This is a genomic window from Gluconobacter kanchanaburiensis NBRC 103587 (assembly GCF_007988905.1).
Classification (GTDB): domain Bacteria; phylum Pseudomonadota; class Alphaproteobacteria; order Acetobacterales; family Acetobacteraceae; genus Gluconobacter; species Gluconobacter kanchanaburiensis.
In genome coordinates, this window is sequence record NZ_BJVA01000005.1 from 158,931 (window position 1) to 184,497 (window position 25,567).

The following is a 25,567-nucleotide window of genomic DNA, read 5'->3' on the forward strand; positions in this document are numbered from 1 at the left end:
GCTTCCAGGTTCGTGTTACCGAACCTCGGAAGCGCGGCCTTTAGCGCATGCTACGCTACTTCACAACAGGGATCCGGTGGCCTTTTTGTTCGCGCCTTCCTGCGCAAGCTGCGTTGCAACCTTGCGCGCAGGCCCCAGAGGCAGGTCCAGATCCTCCGCCAACGGCCAACCACCTTGTGATTTCGCAGCCTCGATTCCTGCCTCTCCATGCAGCCAGACAGCCGCGCAGCATCCTTCCCAAACTTCCATACCCGCCGCGAGAAGTGTTGCGATAATTCCGGTCAGCGTATCTCCCGATCCTGCCGTCGCCAGTGCGGAAGACGCATGCGTGTTGATGGCGACACGCCCATCCGGAGCAGCGATAATGGTGTCGGGCCCTTTCATGACCACAACCGCCTTGATCTGCCTGGCGGCCTTCCGTGCGGCATTGAGCCTGCTGCCCTCCACTGGCCCGAAAAGCTTGCGGAACTCCCCGAGGTGTGGCGTGACTACGGCGACGCCTTGCAATCGGGTCAGATCCTGCGCGCCCCAACTCAATGCTCCGGCATCCGCGATAACGGTGCGATTACTCTTCAGAATCAGAGGTAATGTCGCGGCAACTTCACCTTCAGTCAGTCCGGGGCCGCAGATCCACACCTTGCGCCTCTGATCTTCAAGCAGTTCCGGAAGTGGCACATCATCCACCACAAGACCCGGATCACCGAGTCGATACGTGGGGGCGCCCTGCCCCGCGGCAATTCGCACCAACCCTGCCCCGCTTCGCCTCGCACCACGCGCGGCAAGCCGGGCCGCGCCAGGCATCTCGGCTCCGCCACACAGACTGACGACGCCGCGGCGATATTTATAGTCTCCATCATCCGAAACCGGCAGTTCCCACAGGCCGGGCCGATTGTGCTGGACCGAGGGGGTAAAGCCACTCCAGACCTGTTCAGGCATTCCAATATCCGCACAGATAACTTCGCCGCAGAGATCTGCCCCCGGCTTCAGAACATGACCCGGCCGTAGGCGCACAAACGTGACCGTCAACACACAGGCCCGTACCTCGCCAAGAATCTCACCCGAACCTCCCGAAACGCCGCTGGGGATGTCGATTGCAACGACTTCCTTCGCTGCGGCCAGAGCGGATGCCACAACATCCGAAACCGGTCGCTTCAGACCAGCCCCAAACACCGCATCCACCACCAAATCGGCATTTTTCAGCTCTTCCGGCGACAGAGGCACGACAGACCCTGTCCAGCGCGTCGCCATTTCTGCCGCAGGTGTCCCGACCTTCGGATCCGCAAGCGCAGCCACCCGGACAGACCATCCCCAGCGCGCAAGAGCACAGGCCACAACATATCCGTCACCACCATTATTACCTGGTCCGCAGGCAATGGTGACACGACGCGGAGAAAAACGGTTCCGTAGAACACGGGCGACTGCCCAGCCCGCATTTTCCATCAGGCGCGTGACGGGAAAAACGGCAGCCGCCTCGCGATCCATCCACTCGCTCTCCTCAGGCGTCAGCAATGCGAAAGGATAAGAAGTCATGACAGAATGATCTCCTGATTGTATCCGAGATAGAGAAAACACGGACGCTCATCCCATTGCCCCGCCAGACATTCACGAAATTTCATCGCTTGAGTGTTTCATCACCAGAATTTCCATCGGAAAATTGCCATCAAAAGGGCTTCCTTCGATAGGGTTTCCTCTGGCGCGAACAGGGTTGGCTCGGGTATTGCGGAACAATACCAGGACAATGGTGTTCCTGAATTTCACCGTCTGCAACCATTCCGAGGATCAATGACTGTTTCGATCATCTGGAGCCTCGTGCTCGCAATTCACATGCTGTGCATGACTTACTGGGTGGGTGGTTCACTATACTCAACACTTGTCGTGCGCTCGACAGTCGGGCTCCTGGATCCGGGACCGCGTAACTCGGTGCTTCTTCAGGGTTACACACGGTTTTTTCGTGGACTTTATCAGGTCGTCCCGTTTTCGCTCATCAGCGGATGGGCCCTCGTTTTTCATGACGGGGGTTTTGCCGCCGTTCCGTGGACGGTCAATGCCATGCAGCTTCTAGGGCTTATCATGGCAGTGCTGTTCATTTTGACCGTTCAAGGCCCATTCCGTCGCGCGCGACGTGCCATGCGCCCCCAGCAGGCCCTGTTTGATACCCTTCGCAGCCGGACTGCCATGATGGCAGGGCTAGGGCTTCTGACCATTCTTGTCGCAGCAATGGCACGTGGGATCTGAAATCGTGAGCGATATGGCGCTTTCGAGCGGGTTGTAGCGTCCATATCGCTTGCCATTTCCATCATTTGTCGATAACGCACCAGTTATAGATGCGGGCTGTTGTCCCGCCCTCAACTCCGGCCCGCACCGATCCATGTGTGGGCCGTCAACGAGAGTCTCGAGAGTCATTTGAGCGCGAAAACGACCTCCGGTCCTTCCAAGTCCCGTACGACTGCTCCCTCCAGACGCGGACGCACTTCTGCTTCGCGCCCTCCTGCAGCCGAAATATCCACGACTGTTACAGAGGCGGACGAAACACCCGCTGAAGTGCCTGCGACTAAGCCTGCACGCCCACGTCGCACAAAAACAGCGGGTGAAGCTGTGGCTGTAGCGCCGGAAGCGCCAGTTGCAAAAGCCGTTACGCGCCGAACGCGCAAAACTTCCGCATCGGTGGATGTCGCTCCAGTTGAGACAAAACTGCCGGGACGTCGCAGAAAAACCGTGACAGAAACGCTGGAAAATAATGAAAAACCTTCGGCGTCACGTAGCCGATCGCCTGCAAAATCGGCAGACGCAGACATTGTGACGGAAGCCGCCGAAATTACGCCGAAACGTCGTGGCCGCCCTCGCAAAACGCCGATTGTGGAGCAGGCGGCTCCGGAACCGCCCGTAGAGGCCCCTGCTGCTCCGCGCCGCCGTGGGCGTCCGCGGAAAGTCGACATTGCAGCCAGAGAAGCAGCAAAGGAAGCTGCGGCTGAGGCGATTCCTGAAAAGAAACCCCGCGCTCCGCGTCGCAAAACCACGGCTTCCGCTGAGGACTCTGCTCCTTCCAGCACACAAGAATCTCTAATCGTCTCGACGGAAACAGCGAAGGCTGAAAAGCCCCCTGTACGTCGTGGACGTCCCAAGGCAGCCGCAAAAAAAGTAGTCCTCGTTGAGGAGGCTGTTGCCCCCGAACCCGTCAGAACTTTCGATACCGCCCCTGAAACTGGAGAATCGTCCGACAAACCGCGTTTCGCCGATCTGGGTCTTGATGCACCCATCATGAAGGCGATCGGAGAACTAGGCTACGAGCACCCGACTCCCATTCAGGCGCAGGCGATCCCCGAGGTTCTGAAAGGCCATGACGTTCTGGGCGTCGCCCAGACAGGAACTGGCAAGACGGCATCTTTCACCTTGCCTCTACTCCAGAAGCTCTCAGGATCCCGTGCCCGTGCGCGAATGCCCCGGTCTCTGATCCTCGAGCCGACACGCGAACTGGCACTTCAGGTTGCGGAAAATTTCAAGCTGTACGGCAAGCATCTGCGCCTGACACATGCTCTGCTGATCGGTGGCGAGAGCATGGCCGAACAGCGTGACGTCCTCAATCGTGGCGTTGATGTCCTGATCGCTACTCCCGGGAGACTTCTCGACCTGTTCGGTCGCGGCGGACTTCTGCTGACGCAGACTGCGACGCTGGTCATTGATGAAGCCGACCGGATGCTCGATATGGGATTCATTCCAGATATCGAGAAAATTGTCGGTCTTCTGCCGCCTCATCGCCAGACGCTCTTTTTCTCCGCCACGATGGCGCCGGAAATCCGTCGCCTCGCGGATGCCTTCCTGAGGCATCCTGCCGAAATTACGGTTTCACGTCAGTCTTCAGTCGCCACGACGATTGAAGAGGCTCTGGTGATCGTGCCGGAAGACGAGAAACGTCGCACGCTCAAAAAGCTACTGCGGCGTGAGAACGTCCAAAGTGCAATCGTCTTCTGCAATCGCAAACGCGATGTGGACATGATCCAGCAGTATCTGACTAAATACGGCATTGAAGCCGGGCATCTGCATGGCGATCTGGCCCAGTCCCTGCGCTTTTCGACACTGGAACGCTTTCGTTCCGGAGAGCTCAAATTTCTGGTCTGCTCCGATGTGGCAGCACGCGGCATCGATATCGGCGGCCTTTCACACGTTTTCAATTATGACCTGCCGTTCAATGCAGAAGACTATGTCCATCGCATTGGTCGTACAGGGCGGGCAGGCAATGAAGGGCATGCCTTCAGTCTGGCCACGCCAAGGGACCGAAAGTTCCTTGAGGCCATTGAAACGCTGACTGGTAAAGTGATTCCCCGGCCGACCCTTGACGGTATTACGACCGTTGACTGGTCGCCTGAAGAAGCCGACCAAAATCCCGCAGAACATGCCAAAACAGAGCTTTCGGGCGAGTCGAACGACGATGCAGAGCAGCGTGGTCGCAAGCGTCGCAGAGGTGGTCGCCGCCGTAATCGCGGGGACAGGGAAGAGAACGAGGCAATCCACGCCGCGTCCGCGCCTAACCCCGTTGCGATTATCGAGACACCCGCTGCTCACCGCTCTGTAGAACTCGCACCTGCTTTTGAAAACGATGGGCCCAAAACAGGTTTTGGAGGCGACACTCCAGCCTTCATGCTGGTTCCGCGCCGTAGAAAGGTTACAGTGTCGGACACCATGGATCCCGCCCTTCCCATTCAACATGACGGGCGTCACTACGGTAATGAATGATACCTTGACCGGAGTTTCCGAACTCCGGATTGAAGGGCTGGGTGCTGCGGGCGATGGCGTGGCACATATCAACGGACAGAGCGTCTTCATCCCGGGCACCCTGCCAGGAGAAGACGTTCAGGTTCGCCTGTCTGCCGGCCACCCTGAACTGATCAGCATCGTTCATTCATCTCCCGAGCGCGTGACGCCTCCCTGCAGTCTGTTTGGGGAATGCGGCGGCTGTGCGTTGCAGCACCTTTCCCTGCCGGCCTTGCTGGAATGGAAATCGCAACGAGTCATCCATGCGCTCACCGCTGCCGGTTTTGCCGACCTCCCTTCAGCGCGACTGTTTCAGACAAAGCCGGGAACACGGCGGCGGATGGATTTTGCTATCCAGCGCGTACCAGGTGCCGTGATCATCGGGTTGCACCGTCGCAACGGGGATCCTGTGGACATGGCAGAATGTCACATTCTCCATCCTGCGATCTTCGAGCTGCTGGTGCCATTGCGCGAGGTTCTGGGAAGCCTCGGAGCCCTAACGGGTCGGGGAAGTCTGATGGTCAACCTGCTCGACAGCGGGCCGGATCTGACACTTCAGACCCCCGCGCCGCTGACCAGTGCGGATCGTGCAAAGCTGGCAGCCTTCGCACGCGCGCATAATCTGTCACGCATTTCTTGGCAGGACCCGAAGAATCAGGGGATCGAGACTGTCGCCCAGTCCGGAGCGGTCCGGGAGGAGTTCGGCGGTGTAGCCGTCTCGCCCCCACCTTCCGCATTCCTTCAGGCCGCGGCTGACGCGGAAAATGCGATCGTTACCGCTGTTCTGGACGGCCTGCCGTCATTGAACAAAAAAGATGTGACGGTCGAACTGTTCGCTGGTTGTGGCACGCTGACCTTTCCAATGTCGGAAAAAGGCCGCGTCATGGCCTATGAAGGTAATCTCGCAGCGGCAAACTGCCTCAAGGCTGCGGCTGGTGGCCGACGTGTGGATGGTTTTCATCGGGATCTGGGGCGTCAGCCTCTTCTTCCGCAAGATCTGAAATCTACACGTGCCGTAGTGCTCGATCCGCCTTACGCCGGTGCGGGAGCACAAACTTTTCCGCTGGCCAAGTCGGCTGTTCCGGACATCATCTATGTGAGCTGTAACCCGGCTGCGCTCGAAAAAGATGGCCGGACTCTCTGGAACGCCGGTTTTTCAGTGATCGGCCTTACAATCGTAGACCAGTTTCTCTGGTCTACCGAAGTCGAAGCTGTGATCGTTCTGTCCCGTGATGCAAAACGGATCAGACGTGAAAGCTCTCGCCGCAGCCACAACGACCTTTTTCGTTCGGATTCCTGAACGTAAACCCGGATTCCAGGTCCTTAACCTCGTAGTCCATGACAGTCCCGGTCAGAAAAAGCGTAGCCTTGCGGTCCACCAGCAGGCTAACGCCCTGGTCCTCGACGCGCTCATCGGTCGGCTCGGGCGCTGCCACAAAATTCATCTCATAAGACAGACCCGAACAGCCCCGCGTACCAACGCTGATCCGCAGGAGCTGTCCCTGATGGGAACCGGCATAGAGAGCTCTCAGACGTGTTGCCGCCTGATCCGAAAGGGTCATGAGAGCGGGTAACGGTCGGCGCGTGGCGACATCAGACATGAGGTATCTTCCGGTTCAGAACATATTGAGGGCGAGACGGGCATCATCGCTCATGCGGCTCATGTCCCAAGGTGGATCCCAGACAATTTCGACCGTTGCCTGGGTAACGCCAGGAACATGTGAAATGGCGTCACGGACCATTTCGGGAAGTTCCTGCGCACTGGGGCAATTTGGCGCTGTCAGAGTCATCTCGACATGCACACGCCCGTCATCATGCAGGTCAATCGCGTAGATCAGACCCAGTTCGTAAATATTGACGGGAATCTCGGGATCATAAACGGTCGCGATCGCGGCGATAACGGCTTCCTGATCGGGAGCCGTCCCTTCTGCCGGACTACTAACTATGTCTTCCTGAGTAGATATATCGGTCATGGCTTCACTCATGTGAGCATCATCCGGGCACGTTCAAGCCCTTCAATCAGAGCATCAATGTCTTCAGTCGTCGTGTAGATGCCAAAACTTGCACGTGCGGTGGCGTGAACGCCAAGACGACGGACCAGCGGCTCCGCGCAATGCTGCCCGGCTCGAATGGCGATCCCAAGCTGATCAAGCAACGTCGCAAGATCATGTGGATGTGCACCATCCATGACGAAAGAAATGACGCCGCCCCGGTCTTCAGGCTCGCCCAGGATACGCAGACTGTTGATTCCACGCATTTTTCCAAGCGCATAAGCAGTGAGCTCGGCTTCATGACGGGATATCGCGTCGTAACCGATATCTTCCACAAAGCGAATGGCCGCTCCAAGACCGATGGTTTCCAGAATAGCGGGTGTTCCGGCTTCGAACTTGTGCGGAACATGCGCCCAAGTGGCGCGCTCAAAGGACACATTCTGGATCATATCGCCACCGCCCATGAAAGGCGGCATCCGGTCCAGCAGATCCATTCGTCCCCACAGCACGCCAATCCCTGTAGGTCCGTATAGCTTGTGTCCGGTGAAGGTGAAAAAATCCGCGCCGATGTCCTGCACGTCAATCTTGCGATGCACAATGGACTGCGACCCATCAAGCAGGATCCGCGCACCATGTGCATGGGCAATCTCTGTTAGCTTCCGGACCGGCGTGACGGTGCCAAGCACGTTGGACATATGCGTGAGGGACACGAGCCCCACCTTGCCGTCCGCCAAAAGCGCCTCGTAGGCCGCGAGATCGATATCACCCGCATCAGTAATGGGCGCGACACGCAGTTCAATACCTGCACGATCGCGCAGCATGAGCCAGGGAACGATATTGGCATGATGCTCAAGTTCGGAGATCAGAATTGCCTGGCCCGACTTCAACAGACTGCCAAAGCTATGCGCTACGAGATTGATGGCCTCGGTGCTATTTCGGGTAAACACGATCTCACGATGATCGGAAGCATTCAACAAACGTGCGACATCCTGTCGAACGTTCTCATAAGCCTCTGTCGTGCGTTCGCTCATCCAGTGCAGACCGCGATGAATATTCGCGTATTGATGATAGGCCGAGTCCTGCATGGCCTTCATCACGACATCCGGTTTCTGGGCAGACGCTGCGCTATCGAGGAAAACCAGAGGACGGCCGTGAACAGTTTCGTTCAGGATCGGAAAATGGCTCCGGATATCAACAATCGTCTGGCCGGAGCTGGTTTTGCCAGCGGTCATGACGTCATGCTCCGCAGCAGAAGCTCACGCAGCACTTCGTCAGCCACCAGATCCAGCGCATCAATCAGGAACGCACGAACAAGGATTTCCCGGGCTTCCGTTTCCGGAATTCCACGGGAGCGCAGATAAAAAAGCTGCTCGTCATCAAGAGCACCAACTGTGGCGCCATGACTGCACTTCACATCATCCGCATAGATTTCAAGTTCAGGCTTGCTGTTGATCTGCGCCTGCTCAGACAGAAGAAGCGCCTGATTCATCTGATAGCCATCGGTTTTCTGGGCCACCCGATCAACAAGAATCTTGCCCTGAAAAACGCCCTGCCCCGCGTCGGACAGTACCGTCTTGACAGTCTGCCGCGAACTGCCGTCCGGAGCAGCATGATGGATCATGGATGTAAGATCATTCAGGCGCTGGCCATCGATGATCTGTACGCCATTGACATGCGCCATAGCATGGGGTGCACCAAGCGTGACCACCGCTTCATGTCTTGCAAGATTAGCGCCATAATTTAGCGTAAAGCTGTCATATTCGCCTTTCTCCGCCACATCCGCAGAAATGATCGCGAGATGGGTCGCACTCAGGCTCTCACGCTGAACCTTTACATGACGTAGGGTCGCATTCTTTCCGACGACAATATCGAAACGCGGATTGGTTATATAACGTCCGTCGCCCACATTCACGTCGTATAATGTCAGCGTTGCCCCGTCTTCCAGCACGATACGATGCTGCAGATGGGTGGACACATTCTGCCCTCCTGAAACGCTTACAAGCGTCAGAAGACCGGCGTCTTCTCCTACGGGCACACGAATATCGAGCCCTTTCTCGCCCAACGCTGCATTCAGCGTGGCGGAGAAAATGCCATTGAGCGGCGAGAGACTCTGGGCATCCGGACTAAAACTTTCCGGCAGACTGGAGTGCTCGTGCAGAAAGCCACCATTGCCATAAACCGCCCGTGCGCCGGTTTCAGGAAGTGCCAGACGGGCCAGCAGAGCAGAAACAACCTCGGGGGACAACACATCTGCCGCCTGCCAGGCGGTATCCGCGATAGGGCGCAGTGAGGTGTATCGCCAGGCCTCAACACGGCGCGTTGGCAGGCCGTTTTCCAGCAGGGTTGCACCCTGCCCGGCCGCACGTGCAACGAAAGCCTCCAGAGCAGGACACGAGCTCTGCGTCACGGGAGAGTGCGTACTCACGCCGCCGCCTCAAGGAACTGGGTATAGCCCTGCTTTTCAAGCGTTTTGGCAATATCGGGGCCGCCGCTATGAATGATGCGGCCATGCGCCATGACATGCACGCGATCCGGCACGATATAGTCGAGCAGACGCTGATGATGCGTGATGACAAGCGCCGAAAAATCCGGACTGCGCAGCGAATTCACACCTTCCGCGACAATGCGCAGGGCATCAATGTCCAGACCGCTGTCCGTTTCATCGAGGATGGCAAAGGACGGCTGAAGCAGCCGCATCTGCAGCACTTCGTTGCGCTTCTTTTCGCCACCCGAAAAGCCGACATTGACCGCACGCTTGAGCATGTCGTCGGACATGGACAGATGCTTGGTTTCCGCACGGACAGCCTTAAGGAACGCTACGGCATCCAGTTCGGCTTCACCACGCGCCCGGCGGACTGCGTTAACAGCCGTTCGCAGGAAATTCGCGTTGTTCACACCCGGCAGTTCCACCGGGGACTGGAACGCCAGAAACAGGCCCAGAGCAGCACGCTCTTCGGGTTCAAGAGCCAGAAGATCCTGTCCCTTGAACGTGGCCGATCCACCTGTAACTTCGTAGTCATCACGACCGGCGAGCACATAAGACAGCGTCGATTTACCCGAGCCGTTCGGGCCCATGATGACATGGACTTCACCCTTGGGGACTTCGAGATCGAGCCCCTTGAGAATGTCCTTGGGGGTACCGTCGGCGTCGATGCGGGCCTGAAGACCCTGAATTTTCAGAAAATCGCTCATATTAACCCACACTTCCTTCGAGGCTGATCTGCAGAAGCTTCTGCGCCTCGACCGCGAATTCCATCGGCAGCTCCTTGAGCACCTCGCGGCAGAAACCATTAACGATCAGACCCACCGCATCTTCTTCCGACAGGCCGCGCGAACGGCAGTAGAAGAGTTGGTCCTCAGAGATTTTCGACGTGGTCGCTTCATGCTCCACGCGCGCCGTCATATTACGGCTTTCGATATAAGGCACCGTATGCGCGCCACACTGGTCGCCGATCAGGAGGCTGTCACACTGCGTGAAATTACGCGCATTGCGAGCCTTCGGCTGCATACGGACGAGGCCACGATAGGTGCTGTCAGAGTGACCGGCGGAAATGGTCTTGGCGATGATCGTCGAGCGCGTATTCGGCGCAAGATGGATCATCTTCGTCCCTGTGTCGGCCTGCTGATGGTTGTTGGTCACCGCGACCGAGTAGAACTCACCGACCGATCCTTCACCGGCCAGAACACAGGACGGATATTTCCATGTAATCGCAGAGCCGGTTTCGACCTGTGTCCAGGAAATCTTGGAACGCGCGCCACGGCAGATGCCGCGCTTTGTGACGAAATTGTAGATACCACCCCGACCTTCGTCATCCCCCGGATACCAATTCTGAACGGTGGAATACTTGATCGAAGCGTCTTCCATCGCGATCAACTCGACCACAGCAGCATGAAGCTGGTTTTCATCACGTTGCGGAGCGGTGCAGCCTTCCAGGTAGGATACGGTCGCGCGATCTTCAGCAATGATGAGTGTCCGCTCAAACTGCCCCGTATTACGGGCATTGATGCGGAAATAGGTGGACAGCTCCATCGGGCAGCGGACACCCTCGGGAATGTAGACGAAAGAGCCATCGGTAAAGACCGCAGAGTTCAACGCCGCAAAAAAATTGTCGACGATAGGAACGACCGTCCCAAGATATTTCCGGACCAATTCGGGATATTCGCGAATGGCATCAGAAATGGGACAGAAAATCACCCCGGCTTCTGCAAGCGTCTTGCGGAAAGTCGTCGCTACCGAGACGCTGTCAAAAACGGCATCGACGGCAACGGGGAGACGTTGCTCCTCCGCGCCTTCAACACCAGCGAGCAGCGCCTGTTCATGCAGCGGGATCCCCAGCTTGGCATAGGTCTTCAGCAGTTCAGGATCGACTTCGTCCAGACTTTTGGGTCCGGGCTTTTTCTTGGGCTGCGCGAAATAATGCGCATCCTGATAGTCGATCGGCGGGTGATGAATATGAGCCCAGCCCGGTTCTTCCATCTGCAACCACGCACGGAATGCCTTCAGACGCCACTCCAGCATCCATTGCGGCTCGCCTTTGCGCTCGGAGATCAGACGAACGGTCTCTTCGCTCAGCCCCTTGGGCGCGATATCCATCTCGATATCGGTTTCAAAACCCCATTCGTAGCTGGATTTCGCGAGTTTTTCGACTGTCTCGCGGGTTTCCGTCACGGCTGGCATGATGTGTTGTCCTTAGCTAACCGCATCGGCAATGGAAGACTTTTCCGTTCCGACGGGTGCGACGGGTGCAGACGCAGGACTACGTCTGGTCAGACGTTCCGCATGACGCCCCATATCCGCCAGTGTGATGCTGTTGAGTGTGCTGAGGATGGCGTCATTCACGACGTCCCACTGGCCGGAAAGACCACATAGGGAACTATGCTCGCATTCACGCCCGTCACAGCAGGCCGTAATGGCGATAGGACCGTCTACGGCAGCGATGACCGCTGCAACTGTCACTTTCTCGAGTTCGCCCGAAAGGCGATACCCTCCCCGTGCCCCCCTATGCGAAAGGACAAGCCCGTTAGAGGCCAGTCCTTTCAGGAGTTTCGCAACGGTGGGTTCGGGAACGCCGGTCTCGACTGCCAGGGCTGCTGCTGTTGCCAGTCCTTCATGACGACCGAGATGGACCAGAAGGACAGTGGCGTAATCGGCCAGTTTTGACAGCCTCAGCATCGCTTGCACACTCGCATCTTGTTCTAATTCAAGACTTGAGAAGTCCTGATTTGTTTCAAATGGCCCATGTAAGAGCAAAGGTCAAGGCTTCTCTTCCCGACCTTCAAAGGGCAACACAAGAGACATGAAATGTTACACGCCAAAAAACAGTCGGGAAACGCCATCCAACGCCGCACCGGCAAGAAATCCGACGACTGTGCCATTTATGCGGATGTAGGCCAGATCACGTCCGACGCGCGACTCCAGCCTCGATGCAAGATCGTTTCCGTCCCATCCCGCCATGACAGCAGCGATGAAACCCGACAACTTCTCTCGCAGACCAGGAAGAATTCGGAGGACAGTGGTTTCCACAGCCTGATTGACCTTAAGTCGCAGAGCCTCGTTGGACCGCAACGCTCCTGCAAGCTGGACGATGGCAGCCTCGATCACCGTCGCGCTCCACCCGTCTTCACGGCGACTGTCTTCCTCCAGCATGCCCCGGAGACGTTCCCAGAGTTCGGAACTCCATCCTTTGAGGCTGGTATGGGTCAGAACGGAGGTAATGGTCTGCGCCATATCCTTACGACGCACCGGATCATTTTCGATCCGGTCGATTTCGCCGCGGACCCAGGTCGTAAAGCCATATCTCAGATCTGAATCCATCGGATCCACGCGCTCGAATTCGGCATGAAGCGCCATAAGGACACGACTGGCTACAGAGCCTCCGATGGCCCAGCCCAGAAAACGCCCACCCTGCTCCCGCACACGTTCCTCAACAAAATGTCTTAGTTCCGATTCACGGGACGTTACGGTTGTCTTGATTCGTTCGAGCAGGAACGAGAGGACTTCCTGATGCATTTCGCTATCGACCATCGCGCGCATCCCGCGAGAGACCAACGGTGCCATTTCCTCACCATTCAGCAACACGGGCAGTGCGCGCGACAGCGCAGCCTTCGCACGCCCGTCTTCCAGCCGGTCCACCATCAGCGGAATGGCCGACCGCATGCTAGTAACAAGGGTCTGACGGGTTGAAGACTCGTTCAGCATGTCGGCAATAAGGCCGGAAAGATCGATTTTCGACAAAGCACGCCGAACATCGTCTTCGGTAAAGAACTGACCGGAAATGAAGCGGCCCAGCGCCTGTCCAAGCCGTTCCTTCTGGCGCGGCAGAATAGCGGTATGCGGGATAGGAAGCCCCATCGGATGACGGAACAGGGCCGTAACGGCAAACCAGTCAGCCAGACCGCCCACCACACCAGCCCGCGCGCCCGCACGCAGCAGACTGAATGCCAGACTGGCGTCGCCAATATGACGGGCTGCCGCCAGAGTGGTTCCCGCCGCGAGCACGCCCATTCCTGCGAGCAGCCCACCAGCCATGAATCGGGGAGACAGATCCGTGAGGCCGGTTTTCCGGGACACTGGAGAGGGCGTGACGGCATGCATCTACGCACCGATAGCATCATCCACACTGCCTGTCGCGCTCCCGGCACTGTTGCGCTCTACGGCAGAGCGTGAAAGATACTGCGGCCCGTTCTGGACCCCGAATTTTCCTTATCTCCGCAGAAGCGAGACTGATCCCGATGTCTGACTGCGCCTCACGGCTCGATCCGTCCCTCCACGACCGTATTGACGCCATGACGTCACGGCTTCTTCACGAGCGCGATGGCCTCACGGACGTGATCGCATCCATCAGCCGGAACCTGAGTCTGGATGACGGGAATTCCGAACGGTCGCATCTCGACGAGATCGAAACTGTCGTGCGCGCGCTGCGGGATGAGCATTTTGCCGAACGAGCCGCGCATCTGCGGGCCTATGTCGGACTTGACAGCACAGAACCTCAGCAGCGGCTGAAAGCCGTGGCAAAGCGACTGGTCGATCAGGCATCCGATGCCGCCTCGCTGAAAATTCCGAAAATCGCCGCGGTTTTTACCGCCCATCCGACATTCGCGCTGGCAGACAGGGTCTATGAGATCCTTACCCAGCGTGCGGAAAATCCGGAACAGGCCGTTCCGTGTCTGAAAACGCACCGGCGCCCTTCCCCTCCGACGCTGGCACAGGAACAGGCCCTGGCTCTAGCCGCCATCCTGCGTGGGCGAGATGCGCTGGACGACCTGACGCAGGCGCTCCTCATTGAGATGACCAACCGCTGGTCGGGTGAGGCTGCACATGTGGATCCCTCTCCGGTCATTCTGGCAACATGGGTTGGATTCGATACCGACGGCCGCAACGACATCGGCTGGTGGGACACGCTGCGCATCCGCCTCGAACTCAAATGCTCCCAACTTCACCGGCTGACGGAGGGGCTGGAGCGACTGAGGCTGCATGAGAGTGCTCTCGCCATGCGCGCGCGCCGAGCCATTGAAGCGGTCAAAACACAGCACGCCGCCTGTCCGACAGGCCAGGACGCCGCACCGGAGGCGATCCGTGATTTCGCGCAAACACTGATTTCCCACCGCGAAAAGGCTCTTCTGGACGCAGCCGAACTTGCCCCCCTGTTTCAGGACGCATTCTCCGGACTGAGCGATGAAGGGCGCCTGCACTTCCAGACGATCCGGGCCGGTTTCATCAATCACGGCCTCGGCATTGCCCGTATCCATACGCGACTGAATGCGGCACAAATTTATAACGTGGCGCGGACACGACTGGGTCTGACAGATGACCCGGCCCTGCCTTCCCGCCGCCGCGTTCTGCTGGCAAAGATAGACGAAGCCCTATCGGATGTGACGCCAAAGGCCGTGGATTTCGGCTCGCTTCTCGTTGAGCCCGCATCCGCCGCACGCCTCATGATGACGATGGCACAGATCCTCAAGCACATCGATTCAGGCTCTCCCATCCGCTTCCTCATTGCAGAGACCGAAAGCGGCTACACATTGCTGGCGACTCTCTGGCTGGCCCGTCTGTTCGGAATCAAGGATCACCAGATCGAAATCTCGCCCCTTTTCGAAACGGAAAGTGCGCTGGAAAACGGCGAAACCATTCTGGAAGAAGCTTTCCGTTCAAGCCATTGGCGCGATTATCTGCGGGCGAATGGTCGGCTGTCGCTTCAGTTCGGTTATTCCGATTCAGGCCGCTATGTCGGGCAGCTGGCAGCCACAAATCTTGTTGAGCGTCTGCGGATGAGAACGCTGTCCCTGCTGGCGGAGCACGATCTGAAGGACGTTTCCCTGACACTGTTCGACACGCATGGCGAGAGCATCGGCCGTGGTGCACATCCGTTCAGCCTCCGCCAGCGCCTCGATTATTTCTCTCCGGCCCGCACGCGACTGGCCATGCGGGAAGCCGGAATCGGCTGTCGTGTCGAAACCGCATTCCAGGGCGGCGACGGCTATACATTATTTGGAACGAATGCGCTGGCAGCGTCCACGATTGCCACTCTCGCCGAGCATACGGCCGAGATCCCGCAGGATACGCAAGACCCAGTCTATACCCGCCCTGATTTTGCAGCAGACTTCTTTTCCACCATCGCGCTCGATATGGGCGCGCTGGTCGACGATCCGGGTTATGCCGCCCTGCTCAGCGCCTTCGGACCATCACTGATCGACAAGACAGGCTCGCGCCCTTCCGCGCGGCAGTCAGATGCCGCGACGGTGACACGTATCACGCATCCGGGGCAGCTCCGGGCCATTCCCAACAATGCGATCCTTCAGCAGCTTGGCTGGTGGGCAAATGTGCTGCATGGCCTTGGCAACGCGGCGCAGCGCCATCCGGAGACGTTCGAGCAGTTCGCTACCGAGTCCTCCCGCTTCCGCGAGGCCATGGATTTTGCACGTCAGGCGCTTGCCCATTCGGATCTGGACGTGCTGCGGACCACCATCCGCCAGCTCGATCCCGGAACCTGGCTGGATCGAGCTGCCAAGGCCGGGACGGACGAAGAACGCCAAAGTCTGCTGAGCATTTCGCATGGGCTGGAACTCCTGCGTTTCTGGGTCAGCGGGCCAGCCATGTTCCGGCGCATTCAGGCCGATCACATCTCCCTGCGCGCCGCCTGGCCCGATGCTCCCCGAATGGACGCACGCGAAAAACTGCTACACGCTATCCGCTTCGCGCTGATCGATAGATTATGGGAGCTTTCCACACGCATTCCCTATTTCGGGCCACGCAACAGCCTCACACGCGAAGCGATCACGAACCTGATCCTCTGCCTCGACGTTCCACGAGCGCTGCATCTTCTGGATGATCTCTTTCCCGTCAACGCGCCAAGCGTGGCAAACCTCGATTTCGGGGAACCCGGAGACGCCGCTGACGCCGGAAGTTTTGCCCGGGAACATGCGGAGATCTTCGAGCCTCTTTCACGCTGCTTTGCCCTGCTGCGCGAAGTCGGAATTGCGATCATGCATGCCAACCGTGCCTTTGGCTGAGGAAATGATACGCGGCCGGAACCCTTGTTCAGGACGTCCGGCTGCGTTTAGAAAGCTCCCGTAACAAACCCTAACCGAAAGCTCCCCTGCATGCTTCGCAAGGCCCTCTTTCTGGGTGCAGCCATGATGGCTGTGCCGGCTCTGGCGGCAGCGCCCACGCCGCCTGCACCCAATGCAGATAGCGTGACGAACGGAACCGTGACGGTAAACGGCGCGTCCATCCCTTACCGCGCAGTCGCGGGCACCATTCTGGTGCACGGAGCCGATTACAACGATTCCAGCGATGTGCTAGCCAAACGGGGAACCAAGCTCGACGCAGGCAAGGACGACGAGACCAAGAACGCTCCGGTCGCGTCCATGTTCTATACGGCCTATTTCAAGGAAGGCGTACCGTCGGAAAAGCGTCCGATCACGTTCCTCTATAATGGCGGTCCGGGGTCAGCGTCGGTCTGGGTCCATATGGGCACGTTCGGTCCGCGTCGCGTGAACACGCCGGGTGACACGCATCTGCCTGCCGCGCCTTATGCCCTCATCAACAATCCACAATCCCTTCTGGACGTGTCTGACGTCGTCTTCGTTGACGCTCCGGGAACTGGCTTTTCGCGTATCGCAGGCAAAGATGCGGCCAAGGAATTTCTGGGCGTTGATGGAGACGGCGAAGCTTTTACACACTTCATTTCAAAGTTTCTCGCCAAATACCATCGCTATAATTCACCCAAATATCTGTTTGGCGAGAGCTATGGCACAATGCGCTCCGCAGTTGTCATCAACAACCTCGAGCAGGACGAGAACATCGATTTCAACGGTGTGATCCTCCTATCGCAGATCCTGAATTATGACAACAGCGATGACAGCCCGCAGTTCAACGCTGGCATGGACGATCCCTACGTGCTGGCATTGCCGACCTATGCGGCCACGGCGTGGTATCATCATTGCCTGCCCGCCCAGCATCCGGATCTGAAGGCGTTCCTGCGTGAGGTCGAGCATTTTGCGATGACGGACTACACGCTGGCTCTGCGCCAGGGTGCCGATCTGCCGGACGATCAGCGTCAGGCAATTGCTGCAAAACTGCATGACTATACGGGCCTGCCCGTCGATTACATTCTGCGGGCGGATCTGCGCGTGAATGGCGGCGAGTTTGACCAGCAGCTTCAGGCCAAAACCGGGATGGCAACTGGCCGTCTGGACACACGGTATTCAAGCCCGACAATCGACCCGATGAGTCAGGAAGTGGATTATGATCCGCAGTCCACCGCCATCAGTTCGGCATATGTCACCGTCTTCAACGACTACGTCCGCAACACCCTGAAATATGGTACGGACGAGGACTACCGCCTCTATAACAGCCAGGGCCACTGGGACAGCCATCACCGCCAGCCCGGCCACGGCTATCAGCCCAAAGGTCAGCCAAACGTCATGACGGATCTGGCGATGGCAATGAAAACCAATCCGAACCTGCATGTAATGCTCAATGCAGGCTATTATGATCTCGCAACGCCCTATTTCGAAGGGGTGTACGAGATGAAACATCTGCCGATTCCCGCGAACCTGCAGAAGAACATCGAATATGCGCAGTATCCTTCGGGACACATGGTCTATGTCGATCCCGCTATGCTGCAGCAGCTTCATGACAATGTGGCGGCCTTCATCCGCCGGACCGATAATCTGCACTGATACCTGACGGGACCGGAAAGGCGGCGGAGGGGAAACCTTCCGCCGCCTTTTTTATGCGCCGCTGAGACACAGGAACGGGCAAGACAGCCGCGCCCGACCAAAGATGGCCAGACACAAAAAAACCCCGCCAGATTGCTCTGGCGGGGTTCTCTGTCTCAGCAAGGCTGAAGAAATCAGGCAGATTTCGCGATGATTTCGTCGGCCACGTTACGAGGAACGGCCTCGTAGTGATGGAACTGCATGGTGAAGGACGCACGGCCCTTCGTTGCAGAACGCAGATGCGAGATGTAGCCGAACATTTCCTTCAGCGGCACTTGTGCACGGATCATCACGGTCGAACCAGAGGTTTCCTGGTTCTGGATGATGCCGCGACGACGATTGAGATCGCCCACAACGTCACCGACATGGTCGTTCGGGGTCGTGACTTCCACGTCCATGATCGGCTCGAGAATCACCGGACCGGCGTTCTTCATGCCTTCACGGAAGCAGGCCTTGGCGGCGATTTCGAAGGCCAGAGCCGACGAGTCAACGTCATGGTACTTACCGTCGAGCAGCGTGAACTTGAAGTCCACTGTCGGGAAGCCGGCGAGAACACCCGTGGTGCTCTGCATACGGATGCCCTTTTCGACAGCCGGGATGTATTCCTTCGGAACCGTACCACCGACGATCTTGTTCTCGAAGATGATCTCATCCGGCTTGTCAGACGGAGCAAACTCGATTTTGACTTCAGCGTACTGACCCGAACCACCAGACTGCTTCTTGTGGGTGTAGGTCTCGACATGCGGCCGCGTGATCGTCTCACGGTAAGCCACCTGCGGTGCACCGATGTTGGCATCGACGCCGTATTCACGACGCAGACGGTCAACAATGATGTCCAGATGAAGCTCGCCCATGCCGGACAGGATGGTCTGACCCGTTTCCTGATCGGTCTTGAGGTGCAGGGACGGATCTTCAGCCGTCAGCTTCTGCAGCGCCAGCGTCATCTTCTCCACACCGTCCTTGGTCTTCGGCTCGACGGAGATGTCGATGACCGGAACCGGGAACTGCATCCGCTCCAGAACCACCGGATCGGCGGCATCGGCAAGTGTGTCACCCGTAACGGTGTCCTTGAGGCCTACGAATGCGGCGATATCACCAGCACCAACGGACTTCACTTCCTGACGCTTGTCGGCGTGCATCTGGAACATGCGGCCGACGCGTTCCTTGTGGCCCTTCGTCGTGTTCAGGATGGTGTCACCGGAGTTCAGGACACCACGATAGACGCGAACGAAGGTCAGCGTGCCGTACTTGTCGGAGATGATCTTGAACGCAAGGCCAGCGAACTTACCGTCCGGATCGACCGGAACGATCGGCAGGAAGTCTTCGTCGACTTCTTCGCCTTCCGGCGGAGCAATACGAATGCCTTCGACTTCGTCAGGAGCCGGCAGGTAATCGATGACTGCGTCGAGCAGGGGCTGTACGCCCTTGTTCTTGAACGCCGTACCGCACATGACGGGACGGAATTCACCGGAAATCGCGCCCTTCTTGATGCACTTCTTCAGGGTTGCGACGTCAACGTCGCCCTTTTCGAAGTACTCTTCCATAGCAGCGTCATCGACAGCGAGAGCTGTGTCGAGCAGAACCTGGCGGGCTTCGTCAGCCTTTTCCTTCAGGTCAGCCGGGATCTCTTCGTAGTGGAACTTGGCACCGAGTTCGCCGCCTTCCCACACGATGGCGCGCATCTCGACCAGATCGACCACGCCAACGAAGTTTTCTTCGGCGCCGATCGGGAGCTGCAGCGGAACGGCCACGATGTCCAGCTTCTCTTTCAGCGTGCTGAAAGCGTAGTAGAAGTCGGCGCCGGTACGGTCGAGCTTGTTGATGAAGATGACGCGCGGAACGTTGTAACGGTCAGCAAGGCGCCAGTTCGTTTCGGACTGCGGCTGCACGCCGGCCACGCCTTCGATCACGAAGATCGCGCCATCGAGCACGCGGAGCGAACGGTTGACTTCGATGTTGAAGTCGATGTGGCCCGGGGTGTCGATGATATTGATGCGGTGGTCGTTCCACTCACACGTCACGGCAGCCGAGGTGATCGTGATGCCACGCTCACGTTCCTGCGCCATGTAGTCGGTGGTGGTGTTGCCTTCGTGGACCTCACCGATCTTGTGAGAGACACCCGTGTAATACAGGATACGCTCGGTCGTGGTGGTCTTACCGGCATCGATATGCGCGGTAATACCGATATTGCGAATCTTCGAGAGAGCCGATTTGGCTTCCTGAACGCTTTCGGACACGGAGAACCTCCAAAATACAATGAAAGGTGTTTCAGCCTGGACCGAAACACCTCCGCTGCGGCCCTGTGAAAGGACCGAACCTGATTTATCCCAGTGGCGGCTGAATGACCCAGACCGCCATGGTTTTCAAGAGCAATCTTGTTACCGGACTGATGTTCGGCAAAAATTCCTCAGGCGGTCTGGGCAGCCTTGCGTTCCTGAACGCGGAGGATACGGCGCTTGATGACCTGGGCTTCCGTCGGAAGCTTGCGGTTCGGCGTACCCAGCAGGAACGAATCCAGCCCACCGTTGTGCTCAACCGTGCGGATACCCTTGGTGGAGAGGCGCATACGCACCGAAGCACCAAGAATATCGGAGATCAGCGTGGTCTCCTGCAGGTTCGGGAGAAAACGACGGCGGGACTTGTTATTGGCGTGGCTGACGTTGTTGCCCGTCAGCACGCCCTTGCCCGTGATCTGGCAACGGCGAGACATGGTGGTACTTTCCTCGATGCTGGATGACGCAGGACAGCGAGGTCCGGCGTGTTCCGTAAATCAGGCGCGGCTTATGACGTATGGCGGGGGGCTTCGTCAACCCCCGAGGCCTGTCCAACGACGTTTTCACCGGCCTGTGCAGCCCACATTGCGGCATAATGACCACCTGCGGACAGCAGTTCCATGTGACTTCCCTGCTCCACGATGCGTCCGGCGTCAAGTACCACGATGCGACTGGCGTCCTGTACGGTTGACAGGCGATGCGCCACGATCACTGTCGTCCGGGCCTCGGACAGGGCAGTCAGTTCACGCTGGATGGCAGCTTCCGTACGCGTATCCAGAGCGCTGGTGGCCTCATCCAGAAGCAGGATGCGCGGATCTTTCAGAATCACGCGTGCTATGGCTACCCGCTGTTTTTCACCGCCGGACAGTTTCAGTCCACGCTCCCCCACGACCGTCTCATATCCATCGGGAAGAGCACGGATGAACACGTCGATCTGCGCGCTCCGGGCCGCCTTTTCAATATCGTCCCCAGAGGCCTGAAGATCACCGTAACCGATATTTTCGCCGATACTGGAATTGAAGAGGACAGTATCCTGCGGGACCGTTCCAATAATGTGCTGAACATCGGCAGGAGCGATCTCGCGCAGATCATGTCCGTCAATCAGCACACAGCCTTCCGTCGGATCATAAGCCCGGGTCAGCAGTCGCCCGAGCGTCGATTTTCCGGATCCCGTATGACCAACAATGGCCAGCGACGTCCCGGCCGGCACAGTAATGGAGATGTCATGCAGAATCTGACGACCAGGGCTGTAGCCGAAAGAGACATGCCGGAATTCTACGGAAGCCGGACCGGCCTCCGATAATCTGCCGGGCAGATGCACGGCCTCAGGAGCCCGGATAATTTCGGAACGGATGCCCAGAAGCTCCAGATAGTTTTCCAGATCGACCCGTGCATTTCGCCAACCTGCGCTCACATAATTCAGCGCCCCGACAGAGGAATAAAGACCGCTCAGATAACTCCCGATCAGCACAAACTGCGCGACAGCCAGACGGTGGATCACGATATCATGCGCCGCCATGGCCAGAAGCGTCGTGGTTGTAGCGGCAATCAGAACGCCACGGCTGATCTGGGAAAGGCTGACATAGCGCTGAAGGCTGATTTCGGCCTGCCTCAGGTCCATACGTGCAGCATTGTAGCGGTCGATCTCGTGAGCCTGATTGGCAAAGCTGCGGACCGTTTCGAAATTCAGAATGCTGTCCACGAGCCGGTGCTGGGCCTGATTGCTGGCCTTGTTGCGCGCACGCCGGGCTGTCATCCGCAGTCTGGTGAAGACATAAGAGACCATGGAATACAGACCTAGAGCCACCAGCAGCAGACAGACATACCGCCAGTCGAATATCTTCAGAATGACGGTCAGGGTCATGAGAAGTTCGATGACGTTAGGCAAGACGTTGAACAGCACAAGGGACAGCAGGGTCCCTACGGCGTCCGCCCCGCGATCGAGTGTCCGCGTCAGGGCCCCTGTCTGACGATCCAGATGAAACCGGACACTCAGGTCATGGAGATGGCTTAGCCCCAGAACCGCAACACGCCGTTGAAGATCCGTTTCGACAGGCTTGACCAGCAGTTCCCGCAATGGGGTCGCCAGACCAGAAACAATCCGGATGACGGCATATTGACTTATAAGCCATGCAGGCACCGCAAGCAGCGCCTCAGGCTGCGACAGGCTGCTGACCATGCGACTGAAGAGCCAAGGGGTGGCAACTGCGGTGCCACTTTCCACAAGCAACAGGACAAGGGCAATCCCGATACGCGTGGCGTCCGGCCAGAGCTTCTCGGGTCGGATCAGCGGCCACAAGCGACGCAGGGAGAGGATGCCGGAATTCGATTCGGTATCAGAAGACGTAATCAGAGACATAAACCGACTATTGGAAGTGTCACGGATGCTTTGCAAATCAAGCCCTGCATGCAACATGTCAGGACTGTGTCTGATAAATCTCCCATCTCATCACCCTCCCCTTTTCTTCGACATATCACCGCATGCAACAGCGCGGTGCTTCCCGGAGACCGCTTGGCATTTTTATGTCAGGGAAGGCAGATAGGCTGGATCGCTCCCCCGATCGCTCAGGTGCTTGAAACTCTAGGCCTGAAACGGGATCGGAATTTTGGGGTAGCCCTCGGAGCAGAGCTTCTGCCACTCTCCCGGACCCTGCGCGACCTAGGGCTCTACACCTCCCATGACGAACTCTTCGATGTCCGTGATGAAAATGGCATCGTGCTGGGTCAGGTCGATCGCGGCGCCATCCCCGTTCTGGGGCTCGCGGCCGAAGGCGTGCATCTGAACGGGCTTGTCGAACGCGAAGACGGACTTTTTCTCTGGGTGGCCCGTCGCAGCATGAACAAGCGACTGGACCCTGGAAAGCTGGATCATCTTGTTGCGGGCGGAATGAGCGCGGGTCTGGACCCACAGACCACAGTCATCAAGGAAGCGCAGGAGGAAGCCGGCATTCCCGCTCCGCTTGCCGCAACGGCAAAAGCGGTCAGCCGGATCGCATATGCCCTTGAGCGACCGGAGGGACTACGGCGTGACGTCCTACACTGCTACGACCTTTCGCTGCCAGAAGACTTCATCCCCATAGCGGAAGACGGTGAAGTGGAAAGCTTCCACCTCCTACCGATCCAGGACGTCATGACACTTGTCAGAGACACCGATGACTTCAAGTTCAACGTCAATCTCGTTCTGATCGACCTGTTCGTCCGTCGCAATCTTTTCACGCCTGAAACGGCGGCTGCCCTTCGACAGGCCCTTTCAGGCAAAACGGCATGAAAAGGGCCGCACCTCTGCTGCTTGGAATAGTCCCGCTTCTTGGGGGATGCATTGTGCCGGTCAACGTTACGCCCAATCTGTGTCGCCAGATCCCGACCCAAGACACAGTGCAGATCCGGCTGATGTTCGGTCTGGGCAAGCCGGACGGCCATATGATCAGCGAAGACGAATGGCAGGCGTTTATAGACAGCGACATCACTCCGCGCTTTCCATCCGGTTTCACCATGATAGGGACAGAGGGCCGCTGGTATGACGCCGCCAGTCATAAAATCATACGGGAGCCCTCACGGATCGTATGGATCGTGGCACCAGCCTCAGACCGCAACCTTCAGCCGTATCTCAAGGCGATCCGTCAGAATTACCAGATCCGCTTTCAGCAGGATGCCGTCGGGCTGGCGATCCAGTCCGGTTGCTCTTCATTTGACAGCGTTCCCGTGGAATAGTCCTTCCATACGGAACAGCATTTCCCAGGTGCTAGCACTTTCATTCATCCGAACTTCTCTCGTCGGTGCGGACCTGCCCTGCGTCGGACGACAGTTCAGGCATGTCTTCACGCCGGAATTCTCATGACCGATCCCTCTTCTCACCTCTCTCGCGATCCCATCACGGTAGAAGCATCCGCCTCCACAGGAACGATCCAGCGGCGCGCCAGGGGCTTTCTAGCTCTCTTCTTCGTTGCCATCGGGCTCTACACGCTTAAGGGCTTTCTCCCGGCTCTCCTGTGGGGCTGCGTATTCGCGATTTCAATCTGGCCCCTCTACCGGCGCGCCGAACTGCGTTTTGGCCGCAGCGATTGGCTGCCAATGATCTTCACCCTCGCAGTCGCCCTGATTTTTCTCGTGCCGGTTTCACTTGTGGGCGTGAAAGTCGCGGATGAAGCGCGGAGCGCGCTGGAATGGATTGACGACGTCCGGAATAACGGGATCCCCATGCCCGAATGGGTCCCTCACCTTCCTTTCCTGTCAGCTCAGGCCACAAACTGGTGGCAGAACCATATGACGAGCCCACAACGCCTCTCCCATCTGCTTCATTCCGTCGACGTCGGGCACGGAATGCAGATGACCCGGCAAGTCGGTTCGCAGCTTGCACGTCGGGGCACCCTTTTCGCCTTCTCGCTGCTGACGCTCTTCTTCCTGCTCAAGGATGGCGACAGCGTCATTCGCAAATGCCTCCTGGGGTCGCAGAGGCTGTTTGGCGAGCAGGGAGAAAGCCTTGCCAAGCAGATCATCTCGTCCGTCCATGGAACGCTGGCCGGGCTGGTCCTCGTCGGGCTGGGAGAAGGTGCAATCATGGGTATCACCTATATGGCTACCGGAGCACCGCAGCCATTACTGTTCGCAATGGTCACAGCGGTGGCAGCCATGATCCCATTCCTTGCATGGCCGACCGTCGGACTCGTCGCCCTGTTGCTTCTGGCGAAAAGCAGCATGGTCGGAGCAATCGTTGTCATGGCGATCGGCTCAGTCGTCATTTTTATCGCGGATCACTTCATCCGTCCGGCCCTGATTGGCGGAAGCACAGAAATGCCGTTTCTGTGGGTTCTTCTGGGAATTCTGGGAGGCGCCGAAACCTGGGGGCTTCTGGGGCTGTTCCTTGGTCCGGCCATTATGGCCGCGCTCCATCTGCTGTGGACACTCTGGACAGAGGTCATCTCTATGCGGAAAATACAAAAGATTAAGAGGAGATTTACCGCAGGACTGGTCGGGCAGGCGGGATTCGAACCCACGACCCCCAGTCCCCCAGACTGGTGCGCTACCAGGCTGCGCTACTGCCCGTTGTCCTGCGGTGGCGGTGGTGTAGCAGCCTCCCGCCTCCACCGCAATGGGCATCCTGATCAGACAGGCAGAAGATTTCTCAAATTCTGAAGCTCTTCGAGAATTTCCCGCAGTTCTGACCGCAGAAGGCCGTTCTCCGCCTCGGTCTTCTCCAGTGTATTGAAAAGAAGCTCGTTTTCATCACGCAAAGTGACGACGAGGGCAGAATCGGCGGCTTCGGCTTCGGCTTCGGCTTCGGCTTCGGCTTCGGCTTCGGCTTCGGCTTCGGCTTCGGCTTCGGCTTCGGCT

21 protein-coding genes, 1 tRNA gene and 1 pseudogene are annotated in these 25,567 nt (G+C 58.0%); 8 read left to right on the forward strand and 15 right to left on the reverse strand.

Annotated features, from left to right (window positions below; all coding sequences use genetic code 11):
* Positions 1 to 60 precede the first annotated feature (60 nt).
* Positions 61 to 1,530, reverse strand: coding sequence for an NAD(P)H-hydrate dehydratase (locus GKA01_RS06140; RefSeq protein WP_146860222.1), 1,470 nt, complete (start codon positions 1,528 to 1,530; stop codon positions 61 to 63).
* Positions 1,531 to 1,782: 252 nt separating this feature from the next.
* On the opposite strand from GKA01_RS06140, the gene GKA01_RS06145 reads away from it, so the two are divergent.
* Positions 1,783 to 2,235: a hypothetical protein gene (locus GKA01_RS06145; RefSeq protein WP_146860224.1), complete on the forward strand. Its 453-nt coding sequence runs from the start codon at positions 1,783 to 1,785 to the stop codon at positions 2,233 to 2,235.
* A 164-nt stretch (positions 2,236 to 2,399) separates the two neighbouring features.
* On the opposite strand, the gene GKA01_RS06150 is transcribed toward GKA01_RS06145, so the two are convergent.
* On the reverse strand, positions 2,400 to 2,795 hold the full coding sequence (locus GKA01_RS06150) for a hypothetical protein (protein ID WP_146860225.1): 396 nt from the start codon (positions 2,793 to 2,795) through the stop codon (positions 2,400 to 2,402).
* Between the two features lies 1 nt (position 2,796).
* Between GKA01_RS06150 and GKA01_RS06155 the strand changes: the two genes are divergently transcribed.
* A complete protein-coding gene (locus tag GKA01_RS06155; RefSeq protein ID WP_244289172.1) occupies positions 2,797 to 4,731 on the forward strand; it encodes a DEAD/DEAH box helicase in 1,935 nt (644 codons plus the stop codon).
* Positions 4,724 to 6,049: a class I SAM-dependent RNA methyltransferase gene (locus GKA01_RS06160; RefSeq protein WP_146860227.1), complete on the forward strand. Its 1,326-nt coding sequence runs from the start codon at positions 4,724 to 4,726 to the stop codon at positions 6,047 to 6,049. The genes GKA01_RS06155 and GKA01_RS06160 overlap by 8 nt, the downstream gene beginning before the upstream one ends.
* Here the strand turns inward: GKA01_RS06160 and GKA01_RS06165 are convergent.
* The 8 genes from GKA01_RS06165 to GKA01_RS06200 form a co-directional block, all read right to left on the reverse strand.
* Positions 5,994 to 6,350, reverse strand: coding sequence for a HesB/IscA family protein (locus GKA01_RS06165; protein WP_146860229.1), 357 nt, complete (start codon positions 6,348 to 6,350; stop codon positions 5,994 to 5,996). The two genes, GKA01_RS06160 and GKA01_RS06165, sit on opposite strands and share 56 nt — an antisense overlap.
* Positions 6,351 to 6,365: 15 nt before the next feature.
* Positions 6,366 to 6,722 (reverse strand): SUF system Fe-S cluster assembly protein, encoded by a 357-nt coding sequence (locus GKA01_RS06170; RefSeq protein WP_306309820.1) that lies wholly within the window; start codon positions 6,720 to 6,722, stop codon positions 6,366 to 6,368.
* Positions 6,723 to 6,730: 8 nt separating this feature from the next.
* Entirely contained in the window at positions 6,731 to 7,972 is a 1,242-nt protein-coding gene (locus GKA01_RS06175) for an aminotransferase class V-fold PLP-dependent enzyme (RefSeq protein WP_146860233.1), read from the reverse strand.
* A complete protein-coding gene (sufD, locus tag GKA01_RS06180; protein ID WP_244289173.1) occupies positions 7,969 to 9,165 on the reverse strand; it encodes a Fe-S cluster assembly protein SufD in 1,197 nt (398 codons plus the stop codon). Before sufD ends, GKA01_RS06175 begins: the two co-directional genes overlap by 4 nt.
* Positions 9,162 to 9,932 carry a Fe-S cluster assembly ATPase SufC gene (gene sufC / locus GKA01_RS06185; RefSeq protein ID WP_146860235.1) on the reverse strand — a complete coding sequence of 257 codons (771 nt, stop codon included), beginning with the start codon at positions 9,930 to 9,932 and terminating at the stop codon, positions 9,162 to 9,164. Before sufC ends, sufD begins: the two co-directional genes overlap by 4 nt.
* A gap of 1 nt (position 9,933) precedes the next feature.
* Positions 9,934 to 11,418, reverse strand: coding sequence for a Fe-S cluster assembly protein SufB (gene sufB, locus GKA01_RS06190; protein ID WP_146860237.1), 1,485 nt, complete (start codon positions 11,416 to 11,418; stop codon positions 9,934 to 9,936).
* A gap of 12 nt (positions 11,419 to 11,430) precedes the next feature.
* Positions 11,431 to 11,913 carry an SUF system Fe-S cluster assembly regulator gene (locus GKA01_RS06195; protein WP_146860239.1) on the reverse strand — a complete coding sequence of 161 codons (483 nt, stop codon included), beginning with the start codon at positions 11,911 to 11,913 and terminating at the stop codon, positions 11,431 to 11,433.
* Positions 11,914 to 12,045: 132 nt separating this feature from the next.
* On the reverse strand, positions 12,046 to 13,335 hold the full coding sequence (locus GKA01_RS06200) for a DUF445 domain-containing protein (RefSeq protein WP_146860241.1): 1,290 nt from the start codon (positions 13,333 to 13,335) through the stop codon (positions 12,046 to 12,048).
* A 137-nt stretch (positions 13,336 to 13,472) separates the two neighbouring features.
* Here GKA01_RS06200 and GKA01_RS06205 point away from each other — a divergent pair, with 137 nt between their 5' ends.
* Positions 13,473 to 16,250, forward strand: a complete 2,778-nt coding sequence (locus GKA01_RS06205; RefSeq protein ID WP_146860243.1) for a phosphoenolpyruvate carboxylase — start codon at positions 13,473 to 13,475, stop codon at positions 16,248 to 16,250.
* A gap of 90 nt (positions 16,251 to 16,340) precedes the next feature.
* The gene (locus GKA01_RS06210) at positions 16,341 to 17,924 is read left to right on the forward strand and encodes a S10 family peptidase (RefSeq protein WP_146860245.1); all 1,584 of its coding nucleotides are present in this window, start codon (positions 16,341 to 16,343) and stop codon (positions 17,922 to 17,924) included.
* A gap of 173 nt (positions 17,925 to 18,097) precedes the next feature.
* Here the strand turns inward: GKA01_RS06210 and fusA are convergent, their stop codons facing one another.
* From fusA to GKA01_RS06225, 3 genes are all read right to left on the reverse strand, one after another.
* A complete protein-coding gene (gene fusA / locus GKA01_RS06215; protein ID WP_146860247.1) occupies positions 18,098 to 20,200 on the reverse strand; it encodes an elongation factor G in 2,103 nt (700 codons plus the stop codon).
* Between the two features lie 170 nt (positions 20,201 to 20,370).
* On the reverse strand, positions 20,371 to 20,673 hold the full coding sequence (gene rpmB / locus GKA01_RS06220) for a 50S ribosomal protein L28 (RefSeq protein WP_146860249.1): 303 nt from the start codon (positions 20,671 to 20,673) through the stop codon (positions 20,371 to 20,373).
* A 71-nt stretch (positions 20,674 to 20,744) separates the two neighbouring features.
* The gene (locus tag GKA01_RS06225; protein ID WP_146860251.1) at positions 20,745 to 22,595 is read right to left on the reverse strand and encodes an ABCB family ABC transporter ATP-binding protein/permease; all 1,851 of its coding nucleotides are present in this window, start codon (positions 22,593 to 22,595) and stop codon (positions 20,745 to 20,747) included.
* 153 nt (positions 22,596 to 22,748) lie between these two features.
* Between GKA01_RS06225 and GKA01_RS06230 the strand changes: the two genes are divergently transcribed.
* From GKA01_RS06230 to GKA01_RS06240, 3 genes and pseudogenes are all read left to right on the forward strand, one after another.
* Positions 22,749 to 23,504: an NUDIX hydrolase gene (locus tag GKA01_RS06230; RefSeq protein WP_228119784.1), complete on the forward strand. Its 756-nt coding sequence runs from the start codon at positions 22,749 to 22,751 to the stop codon at positions 23,502 to 23,504.
* Positions 23,501 to 23,947 (forward strand): DUF3574 domain-containing protein, encoded by a 447-nt coding sequence (locus GKA01_RS06235; protein WP_146860255.1) that lies wholly within the window; start codon positions 23,501 to 23,503, stop codon positions 23,945 to 23,947. Before GKA01_RS06230 ends, GKA01_RS06235 begins: the two co-directional genes overlap by 4 nt.
* Before the next feature lie 123 nt (positions 23,948 to 24,070).
* A pseudogene (locus tag GKA01_RS06240) lies at positions 24,071 to 25,150 on the forward strand (AI-2E family transporter); the annotation flags it as partial.
* Positions 25,151 to 25,202: 52 nt separating this feature from the next.
* Here the strand turns inward: GKA01_RS06240 and GKA01_RS06245 are convergent.
* Positions 25,203 to 25,279 (reverse strand) — tRNA-Pro (locus GKA01_RS06245).
* Positions 25,280 to 25,338: 59 nt separating this feature from the next.
* Positions 25,339 to 25,567: hypothetical protein (locus GKA01_RS13600; protein ID WP_371859260.1), on the reverse strand; the 229-nt coding region annotated here is incomplete at its 5' end.

Excerpts from the sequence above, each read along its gene's own strand:
- GKA01_RS06160 (WP_146860227.1), top strand. The coding sequence starts at position 4,724 with ATGAATGATACCTTGACCGGAGTTTCCGAACTCCGGATTGAAGGGCTG.
- GKA01_RS06165 (WP_146860229.1), bottom strand. The coding sequence starts at position 6,350 with ATGTCTGATGTCGCCACGCGCCGACCGTTACCCGCTCTCATGACCCTT.
- rpmB (WP_146860249.1), bottom strand. The coding sequence starts at position 20,673 with ATGTCTCGCCGTTGCCAGATCACGGGCAAGGGCGTGCTGACGGGCAAC.
- GKA01_RS06195 (WP_146860239.1), bottom strand. The coding sequence starts at position 11,913 with ATGCTGAGGCTGTCAAAACTGGCCGATTACGCCACTGTCCTTCTGGTC.
- GKA01_RS06235 (WP_146860255.1), top strand. The coding sequence starts at position 23,501 with ATGAAAAGGGCCGCACCTCTGCTGCTTGGAATAGTCCCGCTTCTTGGG.
- sufC (WP_146860235.1), bottom strand. The coding sequence starts at position 9,932 with ATGAGCGATTTTCTGAAAATTCAGGGTCTTCAGGCCCGCATCGACGCC.
- GKA01_RS06210 (WP_146860245.1), top strand. The coding sequence starts at position 16,341 with ATGCTTCGCAAGGCCCTCTTTCTGGGTGCAGCCATGATGGCTGTGCCG.
- GKA01_RS06175 (WP_146860233.1), bottom strand. The coding sequence starts at position 7,972 with ATGACCGCTGGCAAAACCAGCTCCGGCCAGACGATTGTTGATATCCGG.
- sufB (WP_146860237.1), bottom strand. The coding sequence starts at position 11,418 with ATGCCAGCCGTGACGGAAACCCGCGAGACAGTCGAAAAACTCGCGAAA.
- GKA01_RS06140 (WP_146860222.1), bottom strand. The coding sequence starts at position 1,530 with ATGACTTCTTATCCTTTCGCATTGCTGACGCCTGAGGAGAGCGAGTGG.
- GKA01_RS06200 (WP_146860241.1), bottom strand. The coding sequence starts at position 13,335 with ATGCATGCCGTCACGCCCTCTCCAGTGTCCCGGAAAACCGGCCTCACG.
- GKA01_RS06150 (WP_146860225.1), bottom strand. The coding sequence starts at position 2,795 with ATGTCTGCGTCTGCCGATTTTGCAGGCGATCGGCTACGTGACGCCGAA.
- GKA01_RS06145 (WP_146860224.1), top strand. The coding sequence starts at position 1,783 with ATGACTGTTTCGATCATCTGGAGCCTCGTGCTCGCAATTCACATGCTG.
- GKA01_RS06170 (WP_306309820.1), bottom strand. The coding sequence starts at position 6,722 with ATGACCGATATATCTACTCAGGAAGACATAGTTAGTAGTCCGGCAGAA.
- GKA01_RS06205 (WP_146860243.1), top strand. The coding sequence starts at position 13,473 with ATGTCTGACTGCGCCTCACGGCTCGATCCGTCCCTCCACGACCGTATT.
- GKA01_RS06225 (WP_146860251.1), bottom strand. The coding sequence starts at position 22,595 with ATGTCTCTGATTACGTCTTCTGATACCGAATCGAATTCCGGCATCCTC.